Source organism: Syntrophorhabdaceae bacterium (genome assembly GCA_035541755.1).
In the GTDB taxonomy this organism is placed as follows: domain Bacteria; phylum Desulfobacterota; class Syntrophorhabdia; order Syntrophorhabdales; family Syntrophorhabdaceae; genus PNOF01.
The window spans coordinates 13,888-34,524 of the sequence record DATKMQ010000174.1 but is presented as its reverse complement, the minus strand read 5'-3'; the positions used below and the strand labels follow the sequence as shown (position 1 = coordinate 34,524).

Annotated in this window: 22 protein-coding genes; 19 read left to right on the top strand and 3 right to left on the bottom strand. The window is 50.0% G+C overall.

What is annotated here, in order from left to right:
- The first annotated feature begins 1 nt into the window (after position 1).
- From VMT62_17195 to VMT62_17185, 3 genes are read left to right on the top strand one after another with little or no spacing between them, the layout of a single operon-like run.
- Positions 2-826: a protein-glutamate O-methyltransferase CheR gene (locus tag VMT62_17195; protein HVN98165.1), complete on the top strand. Its 825-nt coding sequence runs from the start codon at positions 2-4 to the stop codon at positions 824-826.
- A 3-nt stretch (positions 827-829) separates the two neighbouring features.
- Positions 830-1,210: a response regulator gene (locus tag VMT62_17190; protein HVN98164.1), complete on the top strand. Its 381-nt coding sequence runs from the start codon at positions 830-832 to the stop codon at positions 1,208-1,210.
- The gene (locus VMT62_17185; GenBank protein HVN98163.1) at positions 1,203-3,056 is read left to right on the top strand and encodes a chemotaxis protein CheA; all 1,854 of its coding nucleotides are present in this window, start codon (positions 1,203-1,205) and stop codon (positions 3,054-3,056) included. Before VMT62_17190 ends, VMT62_17185 begins: the two co-directional genes overlap by 8 nt.
- Before the next feature lie 151 nt (positions 3,057-3,207).
- Here VMT62_17185 and VMT62_17180 read toward each other — a convergent pair whose 3' ends face one another.
- Complete coding sequence (locus VMT62_17180; GenBank protein HVN98162.1) at positions 3,208-4,488, bottom strand: EAL domain-containing protein; 1,281 nt, start codon at positions 4,486-4,488, stop codon at positions 3,208-3,210.
- 140 nt (positions 4,489-4,628) lie between these two features.
- Here VMT62_17180 and VMT62_17175 point away from each other — a divergent pair, with 140 nt between their 5' ends.
- The 12 genes from VMT62_17175 to VMT62_17120 all read left to right on the top strand — a co-directional run bounded on the left by VMT62_17175 (position 4,629) and on the right by VMT62_17120 (position 14,269).
- Entirely contained in the window at positions 4,629-5,096 is a 468-nt protein-coding gene (locus tag VMT62_17175) for a chemotaxis protein CheW (protein ID HVN98161.1), read from the top strand.
- Positions 5,097-5,117: 21 nt separating this feature from the next.
- Positions 5,118-5,351: a hypothetical protein gene (locus VMT62_17170; GenBank protein HVN98160.1), complete on the top strand. Its 234-nt coding sequence runs from the start codon at positions 5,118-5,120 to the stop codon at positions 5,349-5,351.
- 133 nt (positions 5,352-5,484) lie between these two features.
- Positions 5,485-6,213, top strand: coding sequence for a flagellar basal-body rod protein FlgF (flgF, locus tag VMT62_17165; GenBank protein ID HVN98159.1), 729 nt, complete (start codon positions 5,485-5,487; stop codon positions 6,211-6,213).
- Between the two features lie 9 nt (positions 6,214-6,222).
- Positions 6,223-7,011 (top strand): flagellar basal-body rod protein FlgG, encoded by a 789-nt coding sequence (gene flgG / locus VMT62_17160; GenBank protein HVN98158.1) that lies wholly within the window; start codon positions 6,223-6,225, stop codon positions 7,009-7,011.
- Between the two features lie 6 nt (positions 7,012-7,017).
- On the top strand, positions 7,018-7,797 hold the full coding sequence (flgA, locus tag VMT62_17155; protein ID HVN98157.1) for a flagellar basal body P-ring formation chaperone FlgA: 780 nt from the start codon (positions 7,018-7,020) through the stop codon (positions 7,795-7,797).
- 9 nt (positions 7,798-7,806) lie between these two features.
- Entirely contained in the window at positions 7,807-8,511 is a 705-nt protein-coding gene (locus VMT62_17150; protein ID HVN98156.1) for a flagellar basal body L-ring protein FlgH, read from the top strand.
- Positions 8,512-8,525: 14 nt separating this feature from the next.
- A complete protein-coding gene (locus VMT62_17145) occupies positions 8,526-9,908 on the top strand; it encodes a flagellar basal body P-ring protein FlgI (protein ID HVN98155.1) in 1,383 nt (460 codons plus the stop codon).
- Positions 9,909-9,921: 13 nt separating this feature from the next.
- Positions 9,922-10,287 carry a hypothetical protein gene (locus VMT62_17140; GenBank protein ID HVN98154.1) on the top strand — a complete coding sequence of 122 codons (366 nt, stop codon included), beginning with the start codon at positions 9,922-9,924 and terminating at the stop codon, positions 10,285-10,287.
- Between the two features lie 18 nt (positions 10,288-10,305).
- Positions 10,306-10,611, top strand: a complete 306-nt coding sequence (gene flgM / locus VMT62_17135; GenBank protein HVN98153.1) for a flagellar biosynthesis anti-sigma factor FlgM — start codon at positions 10,306-10,308, stop codon at positions 10,609-10,611.
- The gene (flgN, locus tag VMT62_17130; protein HVN98152.1) at positions 10,611-11,042 is read left to right on the top strand and encodes a flagellar export chaperone FlgN; all 432 of its coding nucleotides are present in this window, start codon (positions 10,611-10,613) and stop codon (positions 11,040-11,042) included. Before flgM ends, flgN begins: the two co-directional genes overlap by 1 nt.
- Positions 11,043-12,452, top strand: a complete 1,410-nt coding sequence (flgK, locus tag VMT62_17125) for a flagellar hook-associated protein FlgK (protein ID HVN98151.1) — start codon at positions 11,043-11,045, stop codon at positions 12,450-12,452.
- Positions 12,449-14,269: a hypothetical protein gene (locus tag VMT62_17120; GenBank protein HVN98150.1), complete on the top strand. Its 1,821-nt coding sequence runs from the start codon at positions 12,449-12,451 to the stop codon at positions 14,267-14,269. Before flgK ends, VMT62_17120 begins: the two co-directional genes overlap by 4 nt.
- Here VMT62_17120 and VMT62_17115 read toward each other — a convergent pair.
- Positions 14,262-16,463, bottom strand: coding sequence for a tetratricopeptide repeat protein (locus tag VMT62_17115; GenBank protein ID HVN98149.1), 2,202 nt, complete (start codon positions 16,461-16,463; stop codon positions 14,262-14,264). The genes VMT62_17120 and VMT62_17115 overlap by 8 nt on opposite strands.
- A 302-nt stretch (positions 16,464-16,765) precedes the next feature.
- On the opposite strand from VMT62_17115, the gene VMT62_17110 reads away from it, so the two are divergent.
- The 4 genes from VMT62_17110 (at position 16,766) to flaF (ending at position 18,958) form a co-directional block, all read left to right on the top strand.
- A complete protein-coding gene (locus VMT62_17110) occupies positions 16,766-17,908 on the top strand; it encodes a flagellin (protein HVN98148.1) in 1,143 nt (380 codons plus the stop codon).
- 67 nt (positions 17,909-17,975) lie between these two features.
- Complete coding sequence (locus VMT62_17105) at positions 17,976-18,188, top strand: hypothetical protein (GenBank protein HVN98147.1); 213 nt, start codon at positions 17,976-17,978, stop codon at positions 18,186-18,188.
- Positions 18,189-18,201: 13 nt separating this feature from the next.
- On the top strand, positions 18,202-18,609 hold the full coding sequence (locus VMT62_17100; GenBank protein HVN98146.1) for a flagellar biosynthesis repressor FlbT: 408 nt from the start codon (positions 18,202-18,204) through the stop codon (positions 18,607-18,609).
- Positions 18,581-18,958 carry a flagellar biosynthesis regulator FlaF gene (gene flaF / locus VMT62_17095; protein ID HVN98145.1) on the top strand — a complete coding sequence of 126 codons (378 nt, stop codon included), beginning with the start codon at positions 18,581-18,583 and terminating at the stop codon, positions 18,956-18,958. Before VMT62_17100 ends, flaF begins: the two co-directional genes overlap by 29 nt.
- A gap of 50 nt (positions 18,959-19,008) precedes the next feature.
- On the opposite strand, the gene VMT62_17090 is transcribed toward flaF, so the two are convergent.
- Positions 19,009-20,634, bottom strand: coding sequence for a tetratricopeptide repeat protein (locus VMT62_17090; protein HVN98144.1), 1,626 nt, complete (start codon positions 20,632-20,634; stop codon positions 19,009-19,011).
- Between the last annotated feature and the right edge of the window lie 3 nt (positions 20,635-20,637).

Below are 20,637 nucleotides of genomic sequence, written 5' to 3'. Positions count from 1 at the left end.
CATGATGACGAAGGAAGAATTTTTCACCCTCCGAGATTTTGTGTATGAAAAGACAGGCATATTTTTCGCAGAAAACAAGGCCTATCTTCTCGAGAGCAGACTTACCAACAGGCTGGGGGAACTGGGATTAAGCTCTTTCGAAGACTACTATTATTGTCTCAAGTATGGCAGCGACAAGGCCAAGAACGAGATAGCCAATCTCTTTGACGTAGTAACGACGAACGAAACGAGCTTCTTCCGGAACCCACCTCAGCTCGATGCCTTCAAGATCGTTGTTCAGAAGAATTACCTGAATGGAAATGGATTGAACCCTATCAGGATATGGAGCGCAGCGTGCTCGACCGGGGAAGAACCGTATACGCTCGCCATTATTCTGGAAGAACTCATGCAGACGATAAGACAGAATATACCCTACATGATTTATGCGACGGATATCAGCCAGAAAGTGCTTGAGTCCGCGAAGCGCGCTGTTTTCAGCCAGTACAGCATACGCAATACGGATGAGTCACTCAGAAAGAAATACTTCGCAGAAGAAAATAGCATGTACAAGTTGCATGAACATGTAAAAAGAAACGTGAAGATAGATTTCATGAACTTGATGGAGAGTGACGCCTATCGGGTATACAAGCAAATGGATATTATATTTTGCCGGAATGTCCTCATCTATTTCGACGAAAAGGTTAAGAAGAAGGTTATCGAGCACCTCTACGAATCATTAAGGCCCAAGGGATTTCTCACGATCGGCCATGCGGAATCACTCCACAATATTTCGCGAGCTTTCAAACCCCTTGTATTTCCGGGGACTATTGCCTATCAGAAAGGATAGCCTATGAAAACAATTTTGATCGTCGATGACTCTGCGACCATAAGAAAACTGTTGGCATACATCTTGAAAAAGAAGAATTTCATCATTGCTGAGGCTGAAGACGGAATGGATGCCATGGAGAAGCTCGGCCACGTACAGGTGGATCTCATCATTGTTGACCTCAATATGCCGAATATGGATGGGATTGAATTTGTGAAGAATTTAAGAGATAATTACTACTATATGGATACCCCCGTGATTATGCTTACTACGACGAAGGATGACAAGTTGAAGAAAGATGCCTTCGACGCAGGCGTGAATATGTTTCTCAACAAACCGGTCCAGCCGAATTTTTTGCTCTACAAGGTTGAAAGCCTTCTGAGCGAGGAGGAAGATCATGGATGATCAGGCTTTGCAAAGAGATGAGATGCAGGAGATTGTCGATGAGTTCATCGTCGAATCAAGCGAGTTGATGGACAACGTCATTCAGGACATCGTTGCCATTGAACAGAGCCAGGACGAAGAGACGATCAATGGCATATTTCGTGCGGTGCACACGATAAAGGGCACATCGAGTTTCCTCGGTTTCAACTTTCTCTCCGAGCTTGCCCACAAGGGGGAAGACGTACTCGGGACGATCCGAAAGGGAGAAATGAAGATCGATCAAGAAACCGCCGATATACTGCTTGAAGCCTTCGACCTGATGAAACTCATGATCGAAGATATTCGCACGCATGGATCGGAAAACCACAAGGCATCTAGCGTCATAGAAAAGCTTGCCGGACTCCTAAGCGGCAACAAGAAGACGGCGGAAGCGCCCCCGGAAGAGAAGAAGATGCTAGGCGAGATCCTCGTGGAAGAGAAGATCCTCACGAAGACTGAGCTCGAAGGTGTGCTCAAAAAGCAGGAGAAGGACAAGGAAAAAAAGATTGGCGAAATCGTTGTAGAGGAAAAGCTCGTTACCGAGGGGCAGATGAAGAACATCCTCTCGAAGCAGAAGACGGCGAGCAAAGAAGAGCAGACCATCCGCATCGACGTGAAGAAACTTGATGAGCTGATGAATCTTGTCGGTGAGCTCGTTCTCGGCAAAAACAGGCTGATCCTCGTCAACAGCCTGGCGAAGAAGGAGGATGCGGGCGAGACCGTTTTCGATAATTTGGGAGATGTCACCAACTATATCGAGGTCATCACAAACGAACTCCAGCTCTCCGTCATGAGGGCCAGGCTCGTGCCTATCAGTAAGGTCTTTAACAAGATCCCGAGGATGGTGCGCGACCTTTGCGCGGAATTCAAGAAAGATATCGATTTGAAAGTGGAAGGTGAAGAGACCGAACTGGATAGATCGCTGATAGAGGCGCTCGTTGATCCTATGGTACACATAATCAGAAATTCCGTGGACCATGGTATCGAAGTACCGGATGAACGCGAGAAGAAAGGCAAGAACAAAAAAGGCCTACTTTCGGTGAGAGCATATAACGAAGGCAACCATGTCATCATAGATGTTTACGATGACGGCAAGGGAATCAATCTTCAGGCGGTCAAGGACAAGGTAAAGGAAAAGGGGCTCATGACCGAAGCTGAACTCGCAAGCCTTTCGGCTAAAGAGGCGATGAATCTGGTTTTCATCCCCGGCCTGAGCACTGCGCAGAAGGTGAGCGCCGTCTCGGGAAGAGGCGTGGGGATGGATGTAGTCAAGACGAACATCGAGAAGATGAATGGTCAGTGCTACATCGACTCCGAAGAAGGCCAGTGGACCAAACTCACCATAAAGCTCCCACTTACGCTCGCCATCATGAGAGCGCTGATCGTCAAGGTAGATAATGAACTCTTTGCCATCCCGTTGAACACGGTCACGGAACTGGTGAAGCTGAAAGAGGGTCTCGTGAAGACCGTCGATAAGAACGAGGTGATGGTTTTGAGAAATGCGGTTATCCCGCTACTCGACCTTCTCAAGACCTTTAGCACGCAGGCCGAAGAGAGCACAGACGGGTACGTGGTAATATGCAACATGGGCGAAAAAACCATTGGCATTAAGGTGCACTCGGTGGTGGGACAGGAAGAAGTGGTGATAAAACCGCTCGGGGAATTCCTGAAAAACATCAAAGGCATAAGCGGCGCCACGATCAGGGGCGACGGGAAGGTAATCCTTATCCTGGACATACCTTCTGTGATTCTCTATCACAATAATCAGAAGAAGGCATACGGTCATCTTCACAGTGTTGCCGGATCAGCGGCGAGCGCAATGAACTGACGTAAGTCGGCATACGGGTGTAATACCCCGGTCTGGGGGTTATGCCGCGTCTTGGGCAAAAGTCAAAGAGAGGCCAGCAAGCCCCCGCGCTGTGCTATAGTATTGTAGCTGTTGTGAGGATTGTGGCTGGTCGATATTTTTTTCTTTCCGGTTACGAATTGCCCTTGTCCATGTTTTCATATTCAACGATTGCGTTATTTTCAATACGGAAAAGCTCATCTATATCGATGTTCACAGCCGACAGGGCATCCTTGACCTCGTCGTAGTGCTCCTGTTCAAGGTTCTCGATAATTGTTATAAGTCTACCCAGCAATCCCTCTTTCTGGAGTAGAGCGTCGTTTATCTCTTCGGAGAGGTTCAGCTCTTTCAGGATGTTCTCAAGGGGGGTTTGCAGGAGGGTATCGATGAGAGACATCACTCCAGTCATAAACGCCCTGTCAGCACTCGCCGTATCATGAGTAATCTCGCCGGTAAGGAGCTCCATGATTCTGCCTCTGAGCACCGCCCTCTCGAAGAGCGGCGTTGATGTTATATCATATCCTTCGCCCGCAAAAAGAAGGAGTGTTACCCACTTCTGGAGATTGCGATAACCGAGCAAAGCGATAGACTGGCGGATGGAAGTGATCTTCTGAGGGGTGTAGAACGCAGCGGAGTTGATGAACTGAAGGAGCTTGATATGGAGCTCAGGGTTCTGGCGGAATATCTTCTCCAGGACAAAGAACTCAGCCTCTTTTGCCAAAAGCCTCGAAAGGTCGAGAAGCACCACCTGAGTCGGAGATATTGATTTTGCAGATATGATGGAAGGCTTGGCAAAGAAGTATCCCTGAAAATAGTCGTAACCGAGGTCATAACAATATTCGAAATCCTCTCTGGTTTCGACCTTCTCGGCCACGAGTTTGATTTTGTATTTCTTGAGTATCTTACTCATTTCCGCTACAGTCTCACGTTTCGTAGCCATCACATCTATCTTTACGTAATCGACGATGTTCAGTATGTCGGAGACGTCGTTATGGACGTAATCATCAAGGGCAATTTCGTATCCATCCTTCTTCAGGTTCTTGCACAGATCAAGTATCGTCTGATCGATCTTAACGGTTTCGAGGATTTCAAAGACCGTTATCTTCTTCGGCAAGAGATCGGCTACGCCGCTCGTGAGGAGACTGGCATCTACATTGATGAATCCTTTCTTGCTTCCGATCAATTTAGAGACGCCGATGTTGTTCAAGGCGTTTACCATGACATTGGCGGTCGCTTTCACATTGTCGGTCACGTTGGCGCACTGAACCAGACTTCTTCTGAACAGTAGTTCATACCCAAAGGTCTTCTTCTGCCGGTTGAGTATAGGCTGTCTGCCGACAAATATCTTATTCTTCTCATCGTCATCACCGGCAAGGCAAGCATTTGTCTGCCGGGTTGCCGTATGCTCAAGCATAGATCACCTGATATGTTGTTCGCATGTGCACCATTAACTTTATCGGATTGACATTGAAACAAATTAAGGGAATAATTATGCAAGAATGGGTTTAAGTATCGTAAAGATTTTCCGATTAATCTTCTGAAGGAGGAAGATCTATGAACGAAGGGAGAATTTTGCAGCTCGTCACATTCAAACTCGGTAGCGAGGAATTCGGGGTGGACATTCTCAAAGTCCAGGAAATCAATAAGATGATGAGCATCACCAAGATACCGAATGCCCCGGCCTTTATCGAAGGGGTAATAAACCTTAGGGGAAAGATAATTCCTATCGTGGATTTGCGGAAAAGACTCGGTTTCAAAGACAAGGCCTACGACAAGTCAACAAGGATCATCGTGGTTGAACTCGACGGACTCGTGCTCGGTTTCATCGTCGATTCCGTGTCCGAGGTTTTACGCATACCCGATAATACCATAGAGCCGCCTCCATCCATGGTGGCCGGCATAGAATCCGAGTATATTGAAGGCGTGGGCAAGCTTGATGACAGACTACTTATTCTGCTTGAGCTCAAGAAGATATTTTCATCGCCGGAGAAGAAGGATATCGAGAACATCGACTCGAATTAGACTTACAAGGAGGGGACGTCTATGAGCGAAGCCTACGAGGTCGGGTTATTGAGAAATGTCCGGGCGCCTGATGGCAAATCTTCGGTTTCAAAGGACTCGGTGGGATTGAAGAGGAAACAGGCCAGGGACAACAAGAAGAAAGGCAGGGCAGGATACGGTTCTCGCTCACCCTATGCTGAAGAGAGACGCAATGATTACGACAAGGACCCTCCGGAGAATAAGGAACAGGAGAGCAGAATAGATATTACCATATGAAAATTTTGCCTACGTAGGAAATTTTTTCCGCTTCTTAAGAGACATTTCAACCATCCACAGAGCCTAAATTAGCTGAAAACGCCGGAACATCCACAAGTAGCGTCATGGCACGAGGATTGCATCTTCTTATAGCATGAGTTTTTATACGACCGTAGCCGGCAAATACGTCAATGAAAGAAGACTCGACATTATTGCAAATAACCTTGCAAACTCTCTGACGGCTGGGTTTAAGGCCATTAAGCCGGTATTCAATATGGTCTCCACCACCGGTGCCTCGGGTGAGTCCAAGCCCTTAAAAAACTCTTATGTCAGTCTTTATGACACCTATACTGATTTTTCTGACGCTCCCCTCGTTGACACCGGAGCGCCTTTCGACGTTGCCATTATCGGCAAAGGGTTTTTTGTCGTCCAGGGTCAGGACGGTCCGGCGTACACCCGTAACGGCCAGTTCACCGTGGGAGGTGACGGCAGGTTGGTGACGATGAACGGGGACCCGGTGATGGGCACGAACGGAGAGATCACCATCACGATCAAGGACGGCAAAGACATCCTCATCGGTCAGGACGGGACAATCTATCTCGGAAAAGACAAAGTAGATACTCTGAAGGTCGTGGATTTTAAGAATCAGAACGCGCTTCAGCCCGTGGGCAAAAGCCTGTACGTCAACACAGACAAGAACGCGGCTGAGACAACCCCTGACTGGTATTCTATACGGCAGGGCTCGTATGAGAGCTCCAATGTCAACGTTTTCCACGAGATGGTCGAGATGATCCAGACCATGCGGGCTTACGAGTGCTATACCAAAATAGACCAGATGGTTTACGATGAGAATACAAAGCTTACCGATCTGGGCAAGTTTTAGGAGGCAAGAATGATACGGGCGTTATGGACAGCTGGCACGGGAATGAACGTTCAACAGACAAACCTTGACGTTATCGCCAACAACATTGCCAACGTGAACACGAACGGCTATAAGAGGAGCAGGGCTGATTTTCAGGACCTCATATATCAGACCTTGCGACTCCAGGGGGCACAAACAGAAGGTGGAAACCAGGTGCCCACGGGTATTCAGATTGGACTTGGGGCTATGCTGGCTTCCGTCCAGAAAGCATTCCAGCAGGGTGATTATCAGAATACTCAAAATGAGCTTGACGTCGCCATTCAGGGAAACGGATTTCTCCAGGTGACGCTACCGTCAGGTGATACGGCTTACACCAGAGCGGGCGCGTTGAAGAGTGACTCTACAGGGCGGATTGTCACAAGCGACGGCTACCCCATCGTACCCAACATCACCATACCGGCTAAGACCCTGACAACATCTATTGAAGCGGACGGTACTGTTTCGGCGCAGATCCAGGGTCAAACACAACCCCAGCAGATCGGCAACATCCAGCTTGCCATTTTTGCCAATCCGGCAGGACTCAAAGCCATTGGAAAGAACCTGTTTCAGGAAACGGATGCAAGCGGTACCCCGACGACAAGTGTGCCCGGCCAAAATGGGGTTGGCACGCTGCTTCAAGGATATCTTGAAATGTCCAACGTAAATATTATGCAGGAAATGATAAACCTCATCATAGGACAGAGGGCATATGAAGTCAATTCCAAGGCGATCCAGGCTGCGGACGAGATGCTCCAGATGGCTAACAATCTGAGGAGATAGAATAGCATGGAGACAGAGGATCGCAACTCAAAGATAGCGAATAGGGTGCCCGCTGTTTTGGAGGATGGATTTGGCCGTACAGACGGATTAACCTGGATATACGTTATGGGTCTTCTTTTCATCGCATCCTTGTTGTTTTTTGCGATTGCGCACGCGCGGGAGTATTCGCTGCTTGAGACGAAGATCGTCCAATTTGTCGCACAGTTATATGGTGAAGATGCGGATGTGGAGATAAGACTCAATAACGTCAGTATCGCCAATCAATTGAAAGACCGAGAGAAAGTCGGAAACATGAGTTTTCTCAAAGTGCCCGATGCAGAGGGCCAGGGTATTTGCGCCGTTGAGATCGAAGGCGCGGGTGGAAAGTTGAGAAGCCTCCATGTCCCCTTTAGAGTACTTATCAAAAGAAAACTTTTCGTATTGAAGCAGGATGGAAAGATGGGCGAAATCATCGGGAAGAACGATATTACCGTGAAGGAAACATACTTAAGCGGAAAAGGCACGGAGTATCCCTCTTTAATCGATGATGTGATAGGGAGAGCTTTGAAGAAGGATGCATCCATGAATACGGTCATCACCTCGCAGCTCCTCGAAGATCCTGTAATAATCCAGCGGGGCGAGATCGTGAACCTTATTGCTGAGAACAGAGACATCCTCGTTCAGACCAAAGGCAAGACCATGGCCAAAGGCAAGATGGGTGATCTCATCCGCGTGCAGAACGTAACATCCGGCAAAGAAGTCCAGGGCAGAGTGACGGCAAACAACACCGTTACGGTGGAATTTTAGAGGATCACTATGATGAAGACAACCGCAATGATACTTATCTTGACTGCGACTTGCCACGGACTGATCGCATGCGATATCCCGCATGAGTCACGGATCAAAGATGAACCTTTCGTGATCGACAACACCTATAAACAGACCAAGCCCGCGGCTGCTCAGGCCCCTGGGACTATCTGGAGAGGTGCGAGCACCACGAACACTATTTTTGGAGATCTCAGGGCAAGGGCCGTGGGAGATATCATCACCGTAAAGATTGTCGAGGTCTCCCAGGCTTCGGAATCGGCGACCACTGATACCAAAAGAACCTCCCAGACAACCGCCGGAATCAACAATTTCCTGGGATTGGAATCAAATAACTTTCCCTCGAGCATCAACCCCTCAAAATTCATCGATGCCAACACACAGAACGATTTTTCCGGCTCGGGCGCCACCACAAGGACCGGATCGCTGAGCGCGACGATCACAGCGAGGGTTGTCGATGTACTACCCAGTGGAAACCTGGCGATTGAAGGCAAGAGGGAAATCGTCGTCAACAATGAGAAAAAAGAGATCCTGCTGCAGGGTATCGTGAGACAGAAAGATATTGCCTACGACAATTCTGTGCTTTCCACTCAGATCGCAGATGCGAAAGTGATCTATACGGGTATCGGGATTGTCGGAGAAAAGCAGAGGCCCGGATTCCTTGCAAGGATTTTTGATATGTTCTGGCCGTTCTGATGGTGAGGTGAGCTATGAAACATAACGAATGGAACAGCGAAGAGAGAAGACCGATAGCCGACACCGTTTACGGAGCGCGAAGCGGGAAAGAAACATCTGCCGGTGAGAATGGAAGCGAAGAATGGAAATGCGAAGAGGACAAAGATATAATTGTCGAGGGCGATGGATCGCTTTGCCCGGTTGTGTCTCACGATTGTGAAACCAAGGCAGGGCTCAAGACCAGGGGAACAGAAGAACGGAAGCCACAGCGTGCGACCGGTACGTTGGTCCTCGATGCAGCGACAAAATCGAGGATTATTGCGCGTGTATTCCATGTTTTCGCTCTTGTATGTATTTACCTCGTGTGCCTGGCGGCCACCCCATATGCTGCACGGATAAAGGACCTTGCATATGTAAATGGGGTCAGGACCAATCAGCTTGTGGGTTACGGTCTGGTCACGGGCCTTCGCGGCACAGGGGACAAAGCGAACACGATATTTACGACCCAATCTCTTGCCAACATGCTGGAGAATATGGGGGTAAGAGTTGACCCCACGGCAATAAAGGTCAACAATATCGCCGCCGTGGTCGTGACGGCCAACCTGCCGCCCTTCGCGAAGATCGGAAACAGGATAGACGTTACGGTCTCTTCTATCGGCGACGCGCGGAGCATTGAAGGCGGAGTCCTTTTGATCACCCAGCTCAAAGGGGCTGACGGAGAGGTATATGGAGTGGCCCAGGGACCAGTAGTTGTCGGCGGTTTTCTGGCGAGCGGTCAGGGGGCGACAGTACAAAAGAATCACCCCACCGTAGGACGAATAGCCAATGGGGCAACCATAGAACGGGAGGTCGAATACGGCAATTTCAAAATGGATTCAACCACACTTTCCCTGAAAATGCCCGACTTTACCACCGCAAAGAGGGTTGCTGACCGTATCAATGAGGTGTTTGCAGAAGCGGCTTTTGCTAAGGATGGCGGTACGGTGACTGTCGAAACGCCACAGAGTCTTAAGGCGAATCCGGTTAAATTTCTTTCGGCGGTTGAAAATCTCGAAGTGGCGCCTGATGTCGCGGCAAAAATCATCGTTGACGAGAAGACGGGCACGGTTGTTATCGGTGAAAACGTGAAGATATCGACGGTGGCTATCGCACATGGTAATCTTAGCGTTCAAATTAAGGAGAGCGAGAAGGTGAGTCAGCCCTTGCCATTCACGCAAGGTCAGACGGTTGTCACTCCGGATACGACAATGAAGGTCGAAGAAGAGAAAGGGAAATTCTATCTCATGGAGAGCGGTGTGACGATCAGGGAGCTGGTCAATGCGCTCAATGCCACCGGGGTATCTTCCCGGGATGTGATCACGATTTTGCAAACGATCAAAGCCTCCGGGGCTTTGCAGGCTGAGCTGGAAGTGATATGATGAAGGGGCCGGCATGAGCGAAATCTCAATAAAGCGAACTATTAATGCTACGATGGCCTCCGTTCTCAGTGAATCGGGCGTGACCCGTAACGGCGCAAACGGGGGGGATAAAGAAAAGGTCTGCAAAGGCTTCGAGTCGTATTTTATGCTTACTATGCTAAAGGAGTTGCAAAAGACCACGGAGCTTTCAAAGAAGAAGGGGTACATGGAAGAGACGTATATGTCCATCGTGTACCAAAAAGTGGCTGATTTTCTCGCCGATAAAGGGATCGGCATCAAAGATATGCTTATGCGCTATGCGGACCGGGGAAATAGTAGGGAAAATTCTCAGGAAAACACTAAAGTTTCAAAACAAAGCGGCGATAATACAGGTAAGTAAAAAAGGAGGTGGACTGTTATGAAGATAGAGAATGATAAGCAAACCGGTCTTCTGGATAGTCTCGTAAAGTCTACACAGAGTAAGCTGCAAAAGGAACCGGCAACGGAAAAGAAGGGCAACCAAGGCGCTTTCGACAAAGTTGAGCTGTCCTCCGGGAAACAGGAAATCAGTGAGTTGAAAGAACGGGTAAAGGCTGAGCCCGCAGCGAGGCAGGACAAAGTGGACGCTATGAAAGAGGCGATCCAGAACCAGACGTACAATGTGAAAGGCGAACTGGTTGCAAAGAGCATGCTGAAAAGTCAGCTTTTGGATGAGTTGCTGTAATGAATGACAAACCCGTCATAGAACTTGCACGGAAAGAGCAGAAAGCCCTGAAAGAGTTCTTGAAAGTTCTTCAGGGAGAGAGGGATGCGATCATTTCCTTCTCCCTTGAAGGCATCATCCAGGAAAACAACAGGAAAGAAGAGATATTAAGAAAACTCGAATACCTGAAGATGGAAAAGGAAAAACTCTTCGAATCCTTGAGTGATAAAGAAGAAATATTGGATAGCCAGACCTGGCAAGCATTGACAAAAGAAATGCATCACACCATGAAGGAAATAAAGATTGCCCTTCAGAAGAACATGAAACTGCTTTCCTTTTCAATCGATCATGTTCGGTCATCCATAGAACATATTATCGGTTTTTTGAATACTGCTCCTGCGTATGGCAAAAAACCGGAACAAAGACCCGTACTTTTCTCAAAGGTTATCTAAATGGGTATAACCTCGATCTTAAACGTCGCACAAAACGCCCTTTTTGCGCAACAGACTGCAATGCAGGTGGTCTCCAATAACGTAGCCAACGCCAGCACGGACGGCTACATGCGAGAGGAGGCCGTATTCAATGAGGCGCCCTCGGTGCAAACCGATTTTGGCATGATGGGAAACGGTGTGAGTATAGAGAAAGTAATGGCCCAGTATGATAAATACCTTGAGTCGTCGCTGTCGAAGGAAAATGCCGCTACGGAAGAACAGAAGACCTATGAGCAGTATTTCAGTCGCCTGGAAAGCATCTTGAGCGACAGCAATACGAACCTCACTTCGAACATTACCAGTTTCTTTAATTCGTGGCAATCGCTGTCTACCGACCCATTGAACACCACTTCGCGGACGAATGTGGCAATGCAAGGCACGAATATGTGCAGCAGCATTCGTAATGTGTATAGTGAGCTGAAAAGCATTCAGGCAGAGGCAAACAGCAACGTGGCGCAGCAGGTCACGAGCATAAACGGGATTCTGCATTCCCTGGCCGAGGTTAACACCAAGATGTATGAGGAAGGCGCCGGCGGTAAGGATGATGCGTCGCTCATAAGCCAGAGAACCAAGTTGATCAAGGACCTTTCCGGAATAATGAATATCCAGTCCTTCGAGGATAAGGACGGCGGAATGAGCGTTATGACGTCGAACGGCAAGATTCTTGTGGACAGAGGAAACGTTAATGAGCTCTCGGCGCAGGCATCCGGTGCGAGCGGCTTCTACAGCGTGGTCTGGAACAGTGGGAGCGGGGTGAGTATTGACATCACCAATAATATCCAGGGCGGCTCGCTAAAGAGTTACATCGACTTGAGAGACAACCAGATCGCAGGATTTATCGGCACAATCAACGACCTTGCCCAATCGCTTATGACCGAGGTGAACAATATCCACAGCACGGGCTATACGGCGAACGGCACCACCGGCATCAATTTCTTCAAGAATCTCACATCGGATTATGCATGTAACATCGATATCAGCGATGAGGTGAAGACAGACGTGGGAAATATAGCGGCCACCTCGTCGACGTCGAATACATCAGGTAACGATATTGCGCTGGCGCTTGCCAACCTGGGGAGCGCTTCAGTGACGATCAGCGGACAGAATACGACCTACACGGATTACGCTGCGTCGATCGGGAGCACCGTCGGTAACCTCTCCAAGAACGCCCAGGACCTTTACCAGTACCATCAAAACATTCTGAGTGCCGTACAATCGCAGCGAGACAGCCTGTCAGGGGTTTCCATCAATGAAGAGATGACGAACCTCATAAAATTCCAGTATGCATACCAGGCCGCGGCCCGGCTCTTGAACACCGCAGACTCACTGTTTTCAACTCTGTTGGCTATCGGAGGTAACACAGCGGCATGATCAGGATATCTGACAGCATGAGGTATGCGGGGCTCGAACAAAGTATAGCCAGGATCAGTAAACAACTTAACGATCTTGAGATAAAGGTCTCCTCACAGAAGAATGTGAACACACCGTCGGACGACCCCACGAAATTTGCGACCAATGTGCAACTCGATGCCGAGAGGAGTCTCGTAGGCCAGTTCACCACCAACCTGCAGAGCCAGACGCTCGTGGTTAACATGTACGGCACATGCTTTTCGAGTATCGGCGATCAGTTGTCCAACCTGGAACAGCTTGCAAACAATTATGAGTCTTCCGATGCGAGCGTCCGACAGTCCGCGAGCGAAGAGGTCAAGGGCATCATCGAACAGCTCGTCACCGTGGGCAATACTAAACTCGGCGGGGCCTACATTTTCGGCGGAAAACAGTCCGACGTGGCGCCGTTTCAATTGAATAACGACTACTCTGTGAGCTTCAATACGCCTGAGAGCGCGGAAGACGTGACGCAGATTTACGTAGACAAGTCAGAGAAAACGCAGTATGGGATTTCGGGAAGATCTGCATTCTATGGCAGCTCGAAGATTGCCTATGGCAGCGTTGGAAATGCTTATACAGGAGACGTCTATTCGGATACGGACAAGTTCGCCTACGTTATCGACGGTACGAACAATGCCCTGGTTGTAAACGGCGTGACCCTTACGCTCGCATCCGGGGTATATACGGGAAGTGGTCTCGCTCAGCAAATTCAGACGCAGCTCGGGGCGAATTATTCTGTGGGTTTTGATACTACGACGAGGAAGTTTGCCATAACCAACAATACAGGGAGTGATGCTACCTTCAACTGGTCTACCGCTAACTCGGCGAGCACGCTCGGTTTTAATAACGTAAACGCAGTTGTCGCATCTAGCCAAACCGCAGTGAGCGACCTCGATACAGGGAGAAAGTCCTTTCTCATCAAAATCACAAATGACGGTCCGACCACGGGCTCCGTGGCCGCGAGAGCCACATACGAGTATTCCATAGACGGAGGATCCACATGGTCGGCCGACATTGCCGTGAGCACCGGGGGTGCGGACACCACGGCGGGTGATATTACCATCGATAATACGAATCACACCTTCTACCGTAACGGAGTGGCCGTCACACTCGCCAATGGCACTTACACCGGAGCGGGTCTTGCCACCCAGATCGCGAGTCAGCTCGGCGCGGGTTACTCGGTAAATTACGATAGCACCACACGGAAGTTCTCCATTACAAACAACACCGGCAGCGTGGTCACCCTCAACTGGTCCAATCCGCTTTCCACGGCGGCAGGTGTTCTTGGCTTTGACACGGCAGATTCTGTTGTGGGCAACGGGTCGTCGGATACGAGCGATTACGACGCGGGTATGTTCGTAGACGGTTCGGGGGTGGCAAATGCCACGAACAACCGTATAAAGTTTGCCTTCTCCACGGCGAGCACAGACACACTGACAACCGCTGATACGTTCCAGGTGAAGGACCTGAATATTTTCGAGCTGCTTAAGAACTTCAAAGACGCCTTTAGCGCGGGAGATACCACCTGGATTTCAAAAAACATTCAAAACGTGGAGAGCGCGCGGGCATTGACCACCAAGAATGCGGCCGTCATAGCGTTTCAGGGTACCCAGGCAACCACCATGACCACCAACAATAAAACCAAGGACGCCAATATTGAAACCATGCAGACCAGTCTGACGGGCGCCGACGAAAACGAGCTCGCCGTGCAACTCAACGTGCTGATGAATACCTATCAGGCCCTGCTTGCCACTATGTCCAAGGTCCTTTCCGTCAACATCCTCAACTATCTTAAGTAGCGGTAGTGTGGAGCAGCCGCTCTAACTCCCTGACCATGGTCACATCATCAAAGACGAGTGGGCTCTGTGCGAGAATCTTTTCCTTGATTGCTCCACGAAAGTCTGGGTTCGTGGCGAGTTTCACGGCGATGCGCGTATAGTCATCCGGGTCGACCGCAACGCAGTCCATCACACCCATTCGTTTGTAGAGGCTATACGTCTGGCGTCCCCTCATGAATTGTCCGGGCAGGGTCACGATCGGTGTGCCCACGGCGAGGCCGTCAAAGGTGGTGCTGCCGCCGCTAAAGTGAAACGTATCGAGCATGACATCGGCCAGGGCGATAAGGCTCAAGAACTCGTCGTAAGGCCTGCGTTGAGAGACAAGGATACGATCGGCCGCATCAGGTGCGGTCCTTTGCATACGCTCAATGAGAAGCTCAGTCCAATGAGGACTTTTCCCCTGAAAGATGAGGAGAATACCTTCAGGGTCATTGCGGAGGATATTACCGAGAGTGAGGTCGAAGTCGGGATGGAACTTAAAAAGCGATTGCGGGCAGATATAGATATGGTGAGTTTCATCAAGACCAAAAGCAGCGCGGGATTTAAGCGGAAGGGAAAACTCCGCTCTGTGATAGCACGTGTATGTTACCGAACTCGTGAGCCGGAGAAGCTTCTCGCTGTAGTATCTCTCGCTTTCTTCTGTCTCGCAGTCTTCATGCGAGATAAAGTAATCGACATTTCTGATGCCGGTTGTGACCGGATGGCCGTAGAAGGCATATTGTACGGTGGCAAGCCGGGAAAAAGCGAGAAAATACGTGAAGGGTTCCATGCCGATATCGGCATACAGGAGCAGATCGAGGGTCTCGTCAGCGATCTGGCCGCGGGCTGTGTTAAGGTTCGTGGTGAGCTTAATGACTTTGTCTGCTTTTTCCTCCATATATTGAGAGATCCTGTCGGGTTTGTGCGCAAATGTAAAGAGCACGACCTCAAAATCCTTCCTGGAGAGTTCCGCTATAATGCCCATCATGTATTGACCTACCGTGTGGTTCTTGAAGAACCGTGAGATCAACCCGATTTTGATCCTGCCATGATGTGGCCTCATGCGGGCAGAACAGTGCGGCGCCGTGTAGAAAAGAGACGGGCATGCCCGCTCATAGAAGGACGCAAGCTTGATCTGGAGGTCTTTGACGTTAAGACCGTTATAAGCAAGGTAGAAGTTCGTATTTTCCGTTTCCTGTTCCGGATGAGCGAGGCTGACAGGGGCTTTCAGAAGGGCATCTATATTATCTCCGAATTGCTTTGTCGATTCGATGATTTCCTGCGATGATCTCGGGATTACCGGGAGCATGGTGGCAATCTTTACCTTGATCGTGTCCTGTGGCTTGAGCGTGTAAGCGTTTTCAAAAGCCTTCAGGGCCTCATCCATATAGCCGTGTTCCTGCAAAGCGCAGCCGAGATTATAATGCGCATCGGCATAATCGGGTTTTATGGAGAGCGCCTTCTGATACAAGTCAAGTTCTTCTTCAAACAGTCCCTTGTCTTTCATGGCGATACCCATATTATTGTACGCGTCGACGTAGTCCGCTTTAAGCTCAATGGCCTTCTTGAAAAGATCGATAGCCTGGTCAGTGAGACCGGCTGCCAGTAGTGTAATCCCCATATTATTATACGCCTCGGCGTAACGAGGATTGATTTCAACGGCGTTGCGGAAATGTGTAAGAGCCTCGTCGAATCTTCCGAGCTCTTTGAGCGACACGCCGAGGTTGTTATGCGCTTCGGCGTACCGTGGATTCAAGGCGAGGGCTTTCTCATAATAGGGCAGGGCATCAATTACATGGCCGTTCTCCTGGAGGGCCACGCCGAGGTTGTTGTAAGCTTCGAAATAATCTTTCTTGAGGGCGATTGCCTTCTCGTAATGAAGCCTTGCCTCATCAAGGCTTCCCAGTGCCTTGAAGGCCTCAGCGATGTTGTTGTGAAAGGGGGCCGCCTGCGGATTTGATTTAATGGCTTCTCCGATAAGGTTTACCGCAACCCTGTGCCGCCCGATCTGATGCGCGATGACCCCCATGAGATGAAGTGCGTCGGGCTGGCCGGGCTGTTTGTTCAGTATGCTCCGATATATCTCTTGCGCGTCTTGAAGCCGCCCGGCCTGGTGACGCTTTATCCCTTCATCGAGCATACGTTGTAAAGATGGGGTGGATTTCAGTTTTCCCATGAGCTAATTGTGTCATGAAATGACGCTTTACTCAAGGAAAACCTTGAGGAGTGAAAGCGGTATGCAAGGGTAAAGTGATTCCAGGTAGACCTTCGGTGCGCGGTTTGTATGTGCGCTACGGTTACGCATGGCTTACCCATTCTTCTTAAGTTTTCGGCCCATTGATCGATAATACCTTCATGAAGATAAAATTGATGCTCACGAAGGAGGTGAAGCAACAACCGTTAGAGTGGGCGAGCGCGTATTGTAGTACCCCCGGCGAGATCGCCGGGAGAAAAAATCCCTAGAAAAGGAGAGATACCATGTCATCAGATATTACCTTAACATCAAGCATGAGGGCGAACCTTCTGGCCCTCCAGTCAACAGTTACCCTGATGGGTAGAACGCAGGAAAGATTGGCAAATGGCAAGAAAGTGAACTCAGCTCTCGACAACGCGGTGAGCTATTTTACAGCCCAGTCGCTGACGAGCCGCTCGTCAGACCTCCTCAATTACAAAGACGCCATATCCCAGTCGATCCAGACCATTAAGGCTGCCGATAACGCAATTACAAGCATCACCACGATGATCAACTCCGCCATCGGTGTTGCCCAGGACGCCATGAGTAAACTTGGTTCTGCGGCATACAACCAGACACTGACGATCAACAACCTTACCGGTATGACGAGCGGTCAGACCATCGCCATCGGCAACTCAATCTTTACGGCAGTTACCACGGCTGCATCGGCAAGCGCCACGAACTTCTACATTGGCGGCGCCACATCGGATGCAGCTATATCCCTTGCTCAGGCCATTAACCTCACGACCGAGACAAGGACAAAGATGACCGCTACAGTTCAGAACAGCACCATCACCATCAACCCGACCACGGCGGGTATGACCATGGTGGCAACTGACCTCGGTTTTGCGGCCGCACTGTCCAGCAACTTAACAGCTTCATCCATCGGAAGCGGTGTAGAGCTCGCATCTAAGGTCAGCCAGTATAACACGATGATGGCACAGCTCAATACCATGAAGTCCGATGCGTTCTACAACGGGAAGAACCTGTTGAACAGCGAGACCATGACGGTTCGTTTCGGCAACAGCCATACCCTGTCAGTCGTGGGTTTTGACTCCTCGGCTTCGGGACTTGGTCTCAATGCAACGGCAACCTGGACATCGGAGACAACGATTCAGGCGGATATCGACAATATGAACAACGCCCTTACAAGCTTGAGGGTCAACTCTTCGAGCCTGTCCAGCAACCTGGCCATCGTGAACGCTCGTAACCAGTGGATTTCCGATGTGTCCAACACCCTCCAGACGGGCGCTGACTCTCTGGTCAACGCTGATACAAACGAAGAGGGCGCGAACATGCTGGCCCTCCAGACCAGGCAGTCTCTGAGTACGTCTGCATTGAGTCTGGCATCCCAGTCGAACCAGTCAGTTTTGAAATTGTTCCAGTAGCAGGCAGAATGAATAACGGGGGAGGGGATAGTTCCCCTTCCCCGGTTGCCTCAAAGGGGGTGGAAAGATGGTAATCGAAATGGTTGGGAACCTGGATAAGTCCGCGGTCATGAGCATAACCGGGGATGTGAAAAAGCGGCAATCGAGTGGGACGCAGACATATGGCGCAGACAGCGTGTCCCTCGGAGAGACAGACAAGGCGCAGGACGCGACGAAAATTTACTCTCCGCCTTTCTTTCCCATAGGCGAGACACAGGGCATATACAAGTTGAGGAAGTGAGGACAGAGAAGCTATGGCGCTAAAGATCAGCTTAAAGCCCCAGGAACGGACCATTATAGGGGGGGCAGTAGTGGCAAACGGCGGCTCAAAAGCCGACTTGATTATAGAGAACAACGTTCCCGTATTGCGAGATAAAGATATTCTCCGCGAGAGGGACGCGGTCACGCCGTGCAAAAGGATCTATTTCATGATTCAACTTATGTACGTCGATGACAGGGACCTTGTGGAGAAACACAATCTCTACTGGTCACTCGTAAAAGATGTGGTACAGGCGGCGCCGAGTACAGCGGCCATACTGGGGGAGATCAGCGAACACATCCTGTATAGCAGATACTACACAGCCCTCAAGCTGGCAAAAAAACTCATCGAGTACGAAGAGGAGGTAATGGAGCATGCCAGGACCAGGGCTCAATGCATATAGAAAGATACAGACCACAACAACTTCAGGCAGGGAACTTGAGGCGTCGGTCCTGACGAACGGGGCTCACCTGCTCAAGGATTGTCAACTTCACTGGAACGAGAAGGATCGGTTTAGACGGCTTGACGCTGCGCTCACATTTAATCAGCGCCTGTGGACCGTGTTTCAGAGTGAACTGATCAAAGAGGACAATCCTTTGCCGGTTAAGCTCAAGGCCGACATTTTGAGCCTGAGCATTTTTATTGACAAACGAATAGTTGAGATCATGCAAGATCCCACCCCCGAAAAGCTCAACGCGGTCATCAACATAAACCTCAACCTTGCTGCCGGGCTCAGAGGCTCGCCGGCGTAAAGATCGCGCAACCAGTCAAATAGTGGAATAGCTGAAATAAATCAGGGATTCTATGCCTGGACGGGCATGTCTGGATAGAATGAAGGGGAGTGTTGCGGGGTATGAAAAAGGGGTGATTGTTCTTTGGGGGTGTTTGGTCTCTCAGATGTGGCGAAAGATGTAACGGGTCTATTCCGAAGCACGATATGAGCAAGTTCAGAGGTAACTTCCTGCAAAGTTTCTTCCCAGTCATTAAGGCTCTTCTGTCGGATGAGGCGCATGGTAGGATACCAGGGGCTGTCTGACCGATCTATAAGCCAGCGCCAGTCGGGTACATAAGGAATGAGATTCCAGCACGGCTTACCCAGCGCACCAGCCAGATGGGCTATGACGCTGTCCACGGTGATTACAAGATCGAGGTTCATAATAAAGGCGGCCGTATCCGCGAAGGCTTTTAAGTCCCGGGAAAAGTCCACCAAATTGGCAAAAGTCGGAAGCGCTTCAATCTCCGCTACGGCAATACCATACTGCAAGCTGTAGAAGATGGCGCCATCTACCCCGAAGAGAGGCGTCAGGCTCTTGAGCGTGAGGGAGCGAAATTTGTCGCCTGTGTTCTTGGGATTACCCGCCCAGGCCACGCCGACTTTGAACCTCTCACGACCCGCCTCAGAGCCGAGCGCCATTTTCCATTTCTCTATTAAGCCCTGATCGACCGCGACGTAAGGCACGTGAGCCGGGATCGTTTCGGCCGTGATCTTGAAAACGCCCGGCAGGCTGAGAAGCGGAATGTACTCATCAAAGGCAATGTCGGGTGCTTTGAGCCCGACCGTTCTCGGGACAATAGTATCGACCCCTTGTACGCTTCCTAAGAGGTCCACAAGCTGTGGCTGGCACTCGAAGATGATTCGTCTGCCGTTTCCCTTGAGTTCGGATAAGAACCTGACGAATTGTATGGTATCGCCGAGCCCCTGTTCAGCCCTGACGAGCACGGTTTGGCTCGCTGAAGAGGGATCGAACCGGCGCTTGCCGTCAACACAAAGGTATTGAAAATCGGCCCTTTTGAGACGCAGTTCATATCTGTCCCAGCCCTCTTCATATTTGCCGTGCAAAAGGAGAACATACGAGAGATTGAAGGCGGCGTCATGGTCCCCGGGGTTAACCGATAAGACATATCGGTAGAGGGCCTCAGCCTCAGTGTATCGACCTTGCTCCATGGAAAGGTTTCCCAACTCACGCGCGGCGTAACCGAAACGAGGGTTGAGCGCAGTGGCGCGGCGCAAATATGTCTCGGCCTCATCAAACCTTTTTTGATTGAGAAAGAGGATACCGAGGTTAGTGAGTGTTTCAAGAAGATGGGGATTCACGGTAAGTGCCTCGCGGTAGAAGCGTTCCGCTTCGGCGTGATCGCCTTTCTGCTTCATAGTATTTCCGAGATTATTCAATACCGCGCACGACCTATGGTCGAGTGAAAGGGCGTAACGGTAGACGAGCTCGGCTTCATCGAGACGCCCGTGTCTGAGGAAGAAATCCCCCAGATCGAGTGTGAGCGGGACAGACGTAGGATCGGCCTCAAGGGACTTCTTGAAGAGATCTTCGGCTTCGTCCACGCAACCGGCAGTTTCCCGGGTTTTCGCACCTGCCGAATGCCCTTCGGGCGCCGATTCGGTTTTACAGAGAGGCCTGTCAACATTCACCATAGC